Genomic DNA, 12,264 nt, shown 5'->3' with positions numbered 1-12,264 from the left:
CTCATCGCTAGCGCGATGAGTACTTCAGCAGCCTGATAGATCGAAGCCGAGCAGCTTCGACACAGCCATTCCCACGTTCGTATACCCATGCGTATCAACGGCAAGCGCGAGCAGGCCGCCGTCCTCGCGCGTGTCGCTGTGGCGCACTGCCCCTTCGATTGCAACCCCCGCCTGGCGCTCGTTAAGGACGATGGGCTGGTTGTACACGATGCCATGCTGGTCCAGGACGTGCGTGTAGATACCTACTGCATGGGTGCGCCTACGCGGGTCGACACGAGCGTAAAACAGATGAGGTGATGTATCCAGGCTCATCGAGTCGCTCGAGGCTCGCTGGCCAGTTCCCCACAACTCTGTAATGGGGTGCGTACGTTGAAACTCGACCACGCGCGCGTTGGCGCGCGACAGCCGGCCCGACATTTCGAGCACACGCATTGTGTTCGAAATCGCCGCAGCATCGACTTGCTGAATCATGGCGGCAACGCCTTTCGCATCGATCTCGGTGCCGTGTGCCATCAGCGCGCCGTAGAGCGAGACAAGTTCTTTGGCATCGCGTGCCTTCCGCGCCAGCAGTACTTCGCTAAATCCCGTGTGGACATCCACCTCCATCATGAGATCCGCAAACTGAGCTGCGCCGATCGCCTTGAACAGCAGGTCTCGTGTGCGCCTCGGTATCCCGTCCGTCGGTAGCGCCTCAAGTGTCGAGAGGTGCAGAGCGCCATCCTTGCCGATTGTCACGCGTCCGGCTTCGCGAGCCTCCTCCAGCGCGGCGAGACTGGCCTTCAAATTCTCAGTCAATCGCTCGAGAAAGGGATCCGCGGTAGCTGGTAGACCCAATAATGATAGGTGCCGGTCTCGCTCGGACTCCCATTCTGACGGTGGAATCAACATCTGGTCACGTTCACGAAAGGACAGACTGTGGTTGATCCACACCGACCCGCGGCGCAGATCTTTGCGCAAGCTCGTGATCGCGGAGGCTTCCAGAGCGTGCAGTGCACGCTTTCGATCGTCGCAGTCGACCAAAGCGCGCCAGTTGGCGCTAATCGGGACGCCGTGTTCAATGGGCAACTCCGTCGCGCCGTCATCGCGCAGCCTGGCGATAAGCTCGAGTTGCTGTAGGCTAGGTTCTGTGTCCCGACCCGAGAATTCCAGTTCACATAGGGGTGCAAGGAGACTACGGATGCGTCGGTAATCATCAGTCAGCGTTTCGCGCACGCTGGCCGCATGGCTGGCTGGAGGCTTGTCCGGTAGCTCCCCAAGAAGTGCTCCTATCTCTGCAAGTCGGACTTCTGCCGGGCGCGTGTTGTCATGAACGAGCGCTTTGATCACGACCAGTTGTGGCGTTGTTGCATAAATCGAGATTGAAAACAGGGGCTCCTCGGTGAGGCTGAACTCAGGCGATACAGACGGATTGCGGGCGAGCGAGCGCGACCATGCGGTTGAGCACGCCCGCACGGATGGCCACTTCGGTGGCCTGCGACCCGATTTCGCGTGCCCACAGACTGTGTCCCGTCAGCGTCTTGAGGCGGTACATCAGGGTCTCTGCCAGCGAGCGCCGGTGATAGCCGCTGGCGGCTTTCCATTCGCGTCGACTGCTCTTCTCGATGACATCGATGGCCTCGTTACGCCAGGCTGCACCCGGCGTACTTTCGGACCATGGCTTCGCTCCATCGCGTGGTGGAATCGAGGGCTGTGCATCCCGCGCGGCAATCGCCGCGTGGCACGGCTTGCTGTCGTAAGCGCCGTCGCCTCCGATGGTATCGATCGGTGTATCAGCGGGGATTTGATCGAGCAGGTCGGCCAACACTTCGCCATCGCCAACGTCCTGATGGGTCATCAGCGCGGCACGGATTTGGCCGGTGTTCGCGTCCATGGCGAGATGGACCTTGCGCCAAGTCCGGCGCTTGGACCAACCGTGCTTGCGAACCTTCCACTCGCCGTCGCCGTAAAGCTTCAGTCCAGTGCTGTCGATCACCAGATGCAGCGACTCGCCGGTACGAGAGGCGGGCAGCACGACGTTCAGATTTTGCGCGCGGCGGCTCAATGTCGTGTAGTTCGGCACTGGCAATGTTGGGAAGGCCAGGGTGCGCAAGCTCTGCGCGAAGCCTTGCAGCGCGCGCAGCGGCAGGTGGAACACCTGCTTGAGACCGAGCAGACCCTGGATCAGCGCATCCGTATAGACGAGCGGGTGGCCACGCTTGGGCGACTGGGCTTTAGCCGGTGGCACGAGCAAGCTCTCTTCGACCCACATCGTCACGTCTCCTCGGGCTATCAGCCCCTTGTTGTACTGCGCCCAGTTCTTGACGCGGTAGACCCCCTTGGGCTCGGCTTGCTGTCGGTTGTCCTTGCGCATCGTCCCGGAAAAAATCCAAGACACTACGCCGCATCGTCAGAAGTTAACAGAGCCAGCGTTCCAGCCGTTGCGCGTAAACGTCAGCCCAACCGACCCCGGATTTATGCAACAACGCCCCAGTTGTTGTCGATATTCAACAGAAGAGCGAGCCTGTTTCGTTGTGGTCTTGTTGTAGGCGTGCCGAACCAGATCGGAAACGCGGCGCCCTATTTGATAGAGCAGAGAATCGGTCAACTCGAGCAGCGTCACGCGCAGGAAAAATACCAGCTCAAGAGTGCGCGCCGACCCTTTGAGCTCGCGGGTCTTCACCGGACGGCGCGCCTGAATCCGCTGTGCCCACGCACGCTGCTTATCGATCGGCACGGTGTCCAGCGTCCATGTGTGTACACCGATCTCCTTGAGAAACCGAATCTTTTCCAGCGTTTCGGTGATCGTCGTCGGACTGTGCCGGGCCGGCGGCGTCTTGAGCCAGTCGAGAACGGTCATGTCTGCGGCGTCGTGTTGGCTCGATAGCGCTGCATCGGCGCGCCTCAGTTGCGTCTCAGGGACGGTCGCCTCGATCAGGGCGAGCGTGTCGCGCTCGGTCTCAGCCCAGACCGATCGTCCGAGATCTCGCAACGTCCGGTCGGCGGGAATCAGAATCCTTCGTTCGTACAGCCAGCAGTTCGCGTGCTGGAGTAGTTCGTCGAGCGTGAGCGACTCCTTGGCATTTTTGCGCATCCATGCTTCGAGGCCTGCCCATTGGTCCGGGCCGATTGACTTCAACCCCAGATGCCGTCAGGCCCAGATCAGGTGGTCATAGAGCGTTTTGTACCGGCGATATAGGGTCCGAAGCGATGCAATGGTCGGCGTCGTCAAACCGAGCCGCTGGCCGATGTAGTGGAGCAACTGGCGCGGCAGCGTACTGACTTGGCCGAGGCTATGCCCACTTGCGCGCAGGAATACCAGTTGGATGGCCGCCCCAGCGCGCCGGTCGGGACGAAAGCGCTCATTGAGCGCTGCGACGTCGCTGTCGGTCAGTGCGAAATATCGCTCCACATCGAAATCCGACAACCGCGTCGGCAACCGGTCCCTTCCCACATAGCGAAATCCCAAGCCCGGCATCTCTTGCCCCCATCGAGATGGCGCGATACGAATCGCGGGCGCATATGTTACGCCCTCCTCTCATTCGTAGCCGTCAACAAGTGTGGGCTTGTCGGAAAGCGTTGTGGACAAAGGCTTTCGGGGAAACCGCCAGATTTTGCACGAAAAGTACGATTAGTGCGCCAGGAGACTGGCAGAGAGTAGTCGATGAAAGTTCGATACAGGAAAGGAATAGCGAACCACCCTGGCCCCGAGTCATGCGGCGGCACCCGCGAGGGTGCAGCCGAAGCGTTGACAGGGGAGAGTGCAGGCCAGCCATTGAGCCGCGAAATCATTCTGTCTGGAGCGCCGACGCTGTTGATCGAAGCGGAAGGCAACATCGTCGAGGGCGCTAAACGCGAGTTCTCGGCGGGCTCCACGCGGTCGAAGACCCTGAGCATGCACAGAAGCTCTCTGCACAGGAACTGGGAGATCTCGCCAGTGCCCACCGAGCAGCTGGCGGTGGGCGGGTCGGGGAAGGCCGATGGCCGTACGCCCGACATCGACGCTGGCGAGAAGTCAGATGCTTGCGTAGTACCGAGGAACGATCCGAACAACGACGCGGCCGCAAAGCCGGCGTCTGCGGAGGATCGGGAGGGAAGGCGAGCAGCCAAGAGGAACGCCGAACAATCTCCCGCGCCCCGGACACAGAGCCGGTCCCGCGCGTCGACGGGGTTGAACGGCGTACGCGAAGCAGCCTGTGCCCAAAAGGCATCGGGCAAGAAGGTGCAGTTCACCGCGCTGATGCACCACATCACGCCGCGATTGCTGATCGACAGCTTCATGCATTTGAAGAAGTCGGCGGCGGCCGGGGTTGATGGAGTGACATGGCACGACTACGAGGAATGCTTGGTCGAGCGGATAGGCAAGCTCTGGGACGCGGTGCAAGCTGGCCGCTACCGTGCCCTGCCATCAAGGCGAGTGTACATACCCAAAGCGGACGGCAAACAGCGTCCGCTAGGCATCGCTGCGCTGGAGGACAAGATCGTCCAGCAAGCGGTGGTGACAGTGCTCACACCAATCTACGAGTCCGACTTCCTTGGGTTTTCCTACGGGTTCCGGCCCGGACGTGGCCAGCACCAAGCGCTTGATGCGCTGTGGGTGGGGCTGCATTGGAAGAAAGTGAACTGGGTGCTCGACGCAGATATTCGCTCGTTCTTCGACACGGTCGACCACGGGTGGATGATGCGGTTCCTTGAGCACCGAATTGCGGATAAGCGCCTGCTGCGGCTCATCCGCAAGTGGCTGACGGCCGGCGTCATCGAGAACGGGGCGAAGACGGAAATACGGGTAGGTACCCCACAGGGGGCGGTGATCTCACCGCTGCTCGCGAACATCTACCTGCACTACGTCTTTGACTTATGGCTCCAGCGATGGCGTCGCCGCGACGCTAAGGGTGACGTGATCGTCGTGCGATATGCTGACGATAGCGTTGTGGGCTTCGAGGCCGAGGCTGATGCCTCGCGATTCCTGGAGGCCTTAAAGGCACGATTTGCTCAGTTCGGGCTGTCGCTCAACGAACAGAAGACGCGAGTGTTGCAGTTTGGTCGCTACGCGGCCAGCCTACGCAAGCGCGCTGGCTTGGGCCGGCCGCAGACGTTTGACTTTCTTGGGTTCACGCACATTTGCGCGACCAAGCGGTCGAATGGCGGTTTCATCGTCAGGCGGTTGACATCGAGCAAGCGGATGCGTGCCACACTCAAGGCACTGCGGCAGGCGCTGTACCGGCGCCGGCACGAACCGATCGCAGTGGTCGGCACATGGCTACGCCGTGTGATGCAGGGCTACTTCAACTATCACGCCGTCCCGGGCAACAACCTGCGATTAAGTAGATTCCGTTCTGGGGTCTGCCGAGCCTGGTTACATGCCCTCCGGCGACGTGGGCAATATGGGCGAATGTCCTGGGCGCGATTCCTCCGACGGGTCGCGCCATATGTACCGTCAGTTCGCGTTCTACACCCTTACCCAACACAGCGCTTCTTCGCGTCATGACTCAAGGCAGGAGCCGTATGCGGTAGCCCTGCACGTACGGATCTGTGCGGGGGGCGGGGGGTAACCTCCGTCCCTACCGCGATCCCCGTCACACCCTCCCCATTCCCACCAAGCAGGTGATGACGTGGTGCAATGGCGGTAGCCGGCCAGTCTCAGCCATTCGCGTCTAGGCGGTGAATGGCTGAAGTCAATCCTACTTCGGCCTTCAAGAACTGCGCAGCCGGCCTATTTTTAGTTCCGCTCAGCGCGGAACAAGGGATGAAGTCCAATTACCACCAGATCCTCGACATGCATTGGCCCGACGAAACGTCGGGCCAATGTGGTTGCTTTACCTGTGCATTCGATGGTTCAAGCAGTACAGACGTAACTTGTTGCACTGTTCGGGTCGCCCCCGACATACTTTGGCCACGCGGGATACTCGCATACCGGGCGCTTTCTACCGGTAGTTGGCGGAGTAACATCGGTAACGATCAGATCATGGGGTTCCACCCCTTTTGTCACCCAATAGTCCAGGGCCGTCAGGCTGTCGTAACCCCCTTCAAATTGGCCGCCGAAGCCATGCGCTGCGCCCGGGAGCAAATAGAACTTCAGGAACGATGAGAGCTGGGACTGCCCATAGGCTGCAAGCAGGCGGTTGTACAAGTCAACGGACATCTGCGCAGGAATAAACTGGTCCGCCTGCCCATGTTGCAGGATCAACTTTCCGCCTTTGTTTTTGAAGGCATCGAAATTGACGCTCGTTCCGTCTATCAACTGACTCACCGCTTGTGTCCGCGCGGTCAGGGCGCCGGGATTCGTGAACCCGAAGGTAAGGATGTCGAGGCTCGGGTCGCGAGCAATTGCATACTTCACCAGGGCATTCGGGAAGGCATAGAAGAACGATGCCTTTGCCACATCAGCCGTGGCCGGATCCGCAACGGCGTCCGCTGCTGATGAACCCAGGGACGGATACAGCGGCCCCCAAAAGTCGGCACCAGCAAGTACTTTGTAGCCCGGGATGGTTCGAATACCATTCGCGAAGTCGAAGGTAGTGATGAGCGGCGTGGCGATTGTCGCCACGGTATTGAGTTGTGCATCCGACAGACACGTGTCTCCAGTGTCTGCACCGCCTGGACAGCGCAGTGTAGCCGCGTCAAATCCGCACGCGCCTGGATTGCTGATGACACCATCCGCTACCCCATCAAGGGTATCGCACTGCGACATGACCGCGTCTCGCAAGACCTTGCCCTTAGCGGCATTGATAAACCCGCCGGGTGAGAGGGAGGCTTGCGAAATTCGCCCCATCTGGAATGAGAGACCAAGCAGCCCGGACGCAGGATAGCTGGCGATGACGCCATCGTAATCAGACGCATACTTTTGGGCCGCAACGAGCCCCATCCGACCTCCTCCAGATCCCCCAATGAAGTAGCTCTGGCTCGCGGATTGCCCATATCGCGTCTTCATCAGAAACGTCGCGACGTCGTGCGTCTTTTTTATGTGGCTTCCTGCATAGTTTGCTAGTGCCTCATCGTTTGACGCGAAGGTCCCGACGAAGTCATTGGCTGCCTGGTGGCCAGCATCGCTACCGTAGGTGACATAGCCTCGAGCCAACGGGGCAAGGACACCGCTCGGCTCGCCATACGGCGAGAATCCCGATGCGGCGAAGCCAGTCGTGTCAGGAATGACTCCATCAAGTCCACCACCGCCAAAGTGGAGCGACTTCCCGTTCCATGCCGTAGGAAGGTCAACTTCGAATTGGATGTCGGGTGCAGAAGAGTCAACGGGATGAATGCCGCCCAGTACTTTGCAGAACTCACCGCTCGTATTGCCGCTGTCGCTCGCAGCGACCAAAGTTGCAGAAGTTATCGTTGCCCCCGTAGAGGCCAAGCCAATATTTCCTGCTGGAATGGCAATGCCCTTCAACTCGCCGCACAGTTCCGTCGGTGACTTTTGCGCAGTCGTTGGGCCAGGTGCACCGACTGATGGGGCGCTCTCTTCACCCCCACATCCAGCCAGCGAGATCGCCAATGTTGAGAGGACGGTCAAAGCCCCAACGCTACGCCAAACCTTATCGCGAGCATGATTCATAGTTGTGTCTCCTTGCCATGTTGTACGCAGTGCTCCGCGGTCCCATGCACTTCACTGCCGACTCCGATCGGCCATCGTGCATCGACGCGTGCATCTGGATTGCCAACTCCAGTGCTCACGGAACCCACAGCAGGAACAGTAACGATCGTCGCGTGCGAAGATTGTCTTGCATAGGACAAAGCTGTGCGTGCGTCAGGATGCAGGATCATCAGAGGCAACGGGGTTGCGTCGTGGGCACGGGGTGACAGTGCGTGGCATAATCGGCGCACCGCCATCGCGTGGACCGCGGTCCCCATGCGGAAACAGAACTACGGCAGATTCGACATGCAAGATCTTCCGAATGGACACCGGGTCCGGATCCGACGCCGTGGCGCCGACAAGCATCCCCTTATTCTTAAAGCGGCGCGCGAACTTGTGGCGCAATCAGGCTTTCGCGAAGCGCAGATGACTGCGATCGCGGATGCTGCCGGCATCGCGATAGGGACGCTTTACCGCTACTTTCCCTCCAAAACAGAGTTGATGATCGAAGTCGTCAAATCGGCGGCACAACGCGAAGTCGAAGTTGTAGCGGGAATTGCGATGCGAGACGGCGCCGCCTGCGAGAAGCTTGGCGCGGCCGCCTGGACCTTTGCCAGCCGGGCGCTCCGCGGTCGACGACTGGCCCATGCGCTCGTCGCTGAACCTGTAGAACCCGACGTAGAGTCAGCGCGCCTGACTTATCATCGGGCCCTCTCCCGAGTCTTCAAGACAATCATCGAACAAGGCATCACCGAGAAGGCATTCCCCGCTCAGAACGCCGCTGCTTCAGCAGATTGCATCGTTGGCTGCCTGTTTGAAGGCCTCGTCGTGCCGCTAAGCAATGAGGCCGCTGAGGCGTCGACGTCCCTGAGTGCGCATGCCACCGCAATCATCACATTCTGCCTGCGCGGAGTTGCGGGGCAAATGCTGTCCTTCCCTCCCCCGAGCGCCGCGTAGTAACGCAGGGCCGCCTACCTGGTTTCGCGCAAATAGGAATCCAAATTGCACTTAAGAGTGCCACGCGACCGATGACGAGTAGCGTAGTGCACTTTTAATAGCCTTAAAGCCGGGAAATTTCCTGCTTTTACTGAGCATTAGGGCTTGACATGGGCCGTTGAGCCGCTTAGCCTTAAGTGGAATCATGATTCGCTTAAGATCATCCTGTCGGCGAATCGGCGCTCCGCAGCCGAACGCGACGCAAGGTTGACTTCCGTTCGTGCACACCGTACGCAGCGAAGAAGAGCCTTCCCACGGGCAACCAAAGAGAACTCGCTATGCAATCGCTATCCCCCGGCTTCGGGAGACAGATTTCTCGGCCGCCGCTGCCCGCTGAGACGACCATGCGCGCGTCGCTCGCGTCATTCTTTGGGAATTCCGCTTGGTTCGATCGCCTGACGGACCAGGAAAAAGCGCGCGTCATGACGGACTCCTTTGAAAAGCACCTGACCGCCGGAGGCACGGCCTGTCACCGCGGCGCCCCGGCCGATCATTGGCTTGGAGTTGTCGAAGGTATTGTCAAAGTAGATACTGCATCCGCATGCGGAAGAGCCATTACTTTCGCCAGCATGCCCGCGGGCGCATGGTTTGGCGAGGGTGCTGTCCTCAAGGACGAACCACGACAGTATTCGGTAGTGGCATTGAAAGACAGCCGGATCGCCTATGTACCGAAAGCGACTTTCCTCTGGCTGCTCGAACAGAATCACACATTTAGCCGATACGTTATCGATCAGCTCAACGCACGTTGTGGCTACTATGTCGGCCTAGTGCATAACCTGAGGCTTCACGAAGCAGCAGGTCGTGTGGCGTTCTGCCTCACCGAATTGTTTCACCGTCAACTCTACCCTTCGACCGACCGGACCCTGGCGCTGTCGCAGGAAGAAATTGGACGGCTCACAGGACTGTCGCGCCAGAATACCAATCGAGCGCTTCGCGAACTTGCTGATGCAGGCATGGTTGCAATGGAATACGGCGCGATCCAAGTGATCGATCTTGAGGGACTTCGGCAATTCGCCCACATGGGCGACTAATCCACGTTTGCGACAGCAGTCGTGCTGCATCGCGTCGGAGATGCAGCACGACCGATGATCAAGCCATCTCAACGGCGACGGCGGTCGCCTCACCACCGCCAATGCACAGGCTGGCGATCCCTCTACGGCCGCCAGTTTTCTTAAGCGCTGCCAACAGCGTGACCAGGATCCGCGCACCCGAAGCGCCGATGGGGTGACCCAAGGCACAGGCGCCACCGTGGATGTTGATCTTGTCCCGGTCCAGCCGGAGATCGCGCGCGGCCGCCATTGCGACAACCGCGAATGCTTCGTTGATCTCCCAAAGATCGACTTCCGATGCGGACCATTCCAGTTGCCCGAGCAGCTTCTGGATCGCCCCGATTGGCGCAGTGGTGAATGTCGCCGGAGTTTGCGCGTGTGTCGCGTGACCGACGATCCTCGCAATCGGTTGCAGCCCCATCGTCTCTGCGACGGATTGCCGTGCAAGAACCATTGCGGCAGCCCCATCCGAGATCGAACTCGAGTTTGCAGCCGTCACCGTCCCGTCTTTCCTGAAAGCAGGCTTCAGGGTGGAAATACGGTTCAGATCAGCCTTGCGGGGCTGCTCATCACTTCTTACCTGCACCCGCCCCTTGCGACCCTCCAACGTGAGTGGCACGGTCTCCCAGTCAAAGTCCCCGGCTTCCATTGCGGCTTGCGCACGCAGCGTGGACGACACCGCCCATTCGTCTTGCGCATCTCTTGTGAATCCGTACGTAGCAGCACAGTCCTCCGCAAAGGTTCCCATCAAGCGTCCGCGCGTGCCTTCGCTGTAATGGTCTTCAAGACCATCAAGGAACATGTGGTCCAGGACCGTCCCATGACCCAGTCGATACCCGCCTCGAGCCTTCGGTAACAGGTAGGGCGCATTGGACATTGACTCCATGCCGCCCGCGACCATGATGTCGTTGGTCTTCGCCACAAGCAGGTCGTGCGCCAACATGACCGCCTTCATACCGGATCCGCATACCTTGCTGATCGTGGTGCACGGCACGGCGAGACTCAGGCCGCCGTGAATGCTGGCCTGGCGCGCCGGAGCCTGGCCGACGCCAGCCGGCAGCACGCATCCCATGAGCAATTCCTGGACAGACGTTACATTCACGTTCGCGCGCTCCACGGCCGCACGAATGGCAGCGCCTCCCAGTTCCGGGGCCGTCAATGGGGACAACTCTCCCTGAAAACCGCCCATTGGCGTTCGCGCTGCAGACAGGATGACGATGGGGTCGATGTTTGAGTTCAGCATGATTCCCTCACTTTGCTGCCATACGGATGGCACCGTCGAGTCGAATGACCTCACCATTGAGGTACGAGTTGCCAATCACATGCTTGACGAGATCCGCGAATTCCTGCGGCTTGCCCAACCGCGGAGGAAACGGTACAGACGCACCGAGCGACTTCTGCACTTCATCCGGCATGGCCAATAGCAATGGGGTAGCCATGATGCCCGGCGCAATCGTGACCACACGTATCCCGAAGCGCGCGAGTTCACGCGCCAGCGGAAGCGTCATTGCCACCACCGCGCCCTTTGAAGCTGCATAAGCGCTTTGGCCGACCTGTCCGTCAAAGGCAGCAACAGATGCCGTGTTGACGATAACGCCGCGCTCCCCATCGCCTGTTGCCTGCTGTTCCGCCATCAGGGCGGCCGACAACCTCAGCACATTGAACGTGCCGGCAACATTGATCTCCAGCACGCGCTGGAATGAGGCCAGCCCGTGCACGCCGCTCTTGCCAATCACCTTCTCAGCGGGCGCAACGCCTGCACAGTTGACGAGTCCTCGCAACGGTCCAAGCGCCTTGGCATAGTCGAAGATTTGCTTGACGCTTTCCTCTTTCGTGACATCAGCCCGGACGAAAATGCCGCCCACCTGCCTGGCAACAACCTGTCCCGAGTTCGAGTCAAGATCGACGACGACCACTTTCGCCCCTGCCTCCGCCAGCGCCATTGCGGTGGCGGCCCCGAGGCCCGATCCGGCCCCCGTCACTACGAATACGTCTCCGACCCCAAGGGCGTTGTTCCCAGCCATCGCGGTGCGTACCTGATGAGACTGGATAGCCCTCCGCTGGTTATTGATATCCTCGACCCCCTGGCGCCGGCGGGAGAGTTGATTGGCGAGTTCGAATATGAGCAGTTTCTTCAGCAGGGCGATCCGGCTTTTCCGGGTCTCTATCCCGAGGATGAATGGGACGCCATCGCTCTGAACTACACCTCGGGCACAACCTGGATTGTATGTCGCGGATCCTGACACGATGAGTGCTGTGCCGTGGGATGGCAAGACTCAGGGCGAACTCATGTTACGTGGCAATATCGTGATGAAGGGGTACCTGAAAAACCCCGAAGCCACCCAGCGCGCGTTCAGTGGCGGGTGGTTCCACACCGGCGACGTGGCAGTGGTGCATCCGGACGGATACATCCAGATTACCGATCGATCGAAAGACGTCATTATCTCGGGTGGCGAGAACATCTCGTCCGTCGAGGTCGAAGATGTCTTGCACCAGCACCCGGCGGTGCTGATTGCCGCGGTTGTGGCGCAACCTCATCCCAAATGGGGAGAATCGCCCTGCGCGTTCATCGAACTCAAGGATGGGGTGAGCGAACCTGCCGAGGAGGGAATCATTGCCTTTTGTCGGGCACGACTGGCGCACTACAAATGCCCCGTGCGCGTTGTTTAT

At 59.8% G+C, this 12,264-nt stretch carries 7 protein-coding genes and 3 pseudogenes; 4 read left to right on the top strand and 6 right to left on the bottom strand.

Translation table 11 applies throughout. From position 1 onward, the window contains the following. Nucleotides 1–36 precede the first annotated feature (36 nt). From MKD50_RS30775 to MKD50_RS30815, 3 genes and pseudogenes are all read right to left on the bottom strand, one after another. Nucleotides 37–1,335 (bottom strand): annotated as a pseudogene (locus MKD50_RS30775) (Tn3 family transposase); the annotation flags it as partial. Nucleotides 1,336–1,390: 55 nt separating this feature from the next. Continuing rightward, nucleotides 1,391–2,350: an IS5-like element ISRta5 family transposase gene (locus MKD50_RS29540; RefSeq protein ID WP_012354468.1), complete on the bottom strand. Its 960-nt coding sequence runs from the start codon at nucleotides 2,348–2,350 to the stop codon at nucleotides 1,391–1,393. Nucleotides 2,351–2,467: 117 nt separating this feature from the next. Further along, nucleotides 2,468–3,454, bottom strand: a pseudogene (locus MKD50_RS30815) (DUF4158 domain-containing protein); the annotation flags it as partial. Nucleotides 3,455–3,751: 297 nt separating this feature from the next. Between MKD50_RS30815 and ltrA the strand changes: the two are divergent. Further along, nucleotides 3,752–5,464 (top strand): group II intron reverse transcriptase/maturase, encoded by a 1,713-nt coding sequence (gene ltrA, locus MKD50_RS29525; RefSeq protein WP_018003737.1) that lies wholly within the window; start codon nucleotides 3,752–3,754, stop codon nucleotides 5,462–5,464. Nucleotides 5,465–5,812: 348 nt separating this feature from the next. On the opposite strand, the gene MKD50_RS29520 is transcribed toward ltrA, so the two are convergent. Beyond that, nucleotides 5,813–7,531, bottom strand: a complete 1,719-nt coding sequence (locus MKD50_RS29520) for a tannase/feruloyl esterase family alpha/beta hydrolase (RefSeq protein WP_012354465.1) — start codon at nucleotides 7,529–7,531, stop codon at nucleotides 5,813–5,815. Between the two features lie 324 nt (nucleotides 7,532–7,855). Between MKD50_RS29520 and MKD50_RS29515 the strand changes: the two genes are divergently transcribed. Beyond that, on the top strand, nucleotides 7,856–8,506 hold the full coding sequence (locus tag MKD50_RS29515) for a TetR/AcrR family transcriptional regulator (RefSeq protein WP_012354464.1): 651 nt from the start codon (nucleotides 7,856–7,858) through the stop codon (nucleotides 8,504–8,506). A 383-nt stretch (nucleotides 8,507–8,889) separates the two neighbouring features. Continuing rightward, a complete protein-coding gene (locus MKD50_RS29510; RefSeq protein ID WP_012354463.1) occupies nucleotides 8,890–9,576 on the top strand; it encodes a Crp/Fnr family transcriptional regulator in 687 nt (228 codons plus the stop codon). 58 nt (nucleotides 9,577–9,634) lie between these two features. On the opposite strand, the gene MKD50_RS29505 is transcribed toward MKD50_RS29510, so the two are convergent. Both MKD50_RS29505 and MKD50_RS29500 read right to left on the bottom strand, forming a co-directional pair. Further along, the gene (locus MKD50_RS29505) at nucleotides 9,635–10,837 is read right to left on the bottom strand and encodes an acetyl-CoA C-acyltransferase (protein WP_012354462.1); all 1,203 of its coding nucleotides are present in this window, start codon (nucleotides 10,835–10,837) and stop codon (nucleotides 9,635–9,637) included. A 7-nt stretch (nucleotides 10,838–10,844) separates the two neighbouring features. Next, nucleotides 10,845–11,618, bottom strand: coding sequence for an SDR family NAD(P)-dependent oxidoreductase (locus tag MKD50_RS29500; protein ID WP_012354461.1), 774 nt, complete (start codon nucleotides 11,616–11,618; stop codon nucleotides 10,845–10,847). 196 nt (nucleotides 11,619–11,814) lie between these two features. Here MKD50_RS29500 and MKD50_RS29490 point away from each other — a divergent pair. Continuing rightward, nucleotides 11,815–12,264 (top strand): annotated as a pseudogene (locus MKD50_RS29490) (AMP-binding enzyme); the annotation flags it as partial.

This window comes from Cupriavidus mimosae (genome assembly GCF_023952485.1).
Lineage (GTDB): Bacteria > Pseudomonadota > Gammaproteobacteria > Burkholderiales > Burkholderiaceae > Cupriavidus > Cupriavidus taiwanensis_C.
Note: the sequence above shows the minus strand (reverse complement) of the source record. Positions and strands in the feature narration are given on the sequence as shown.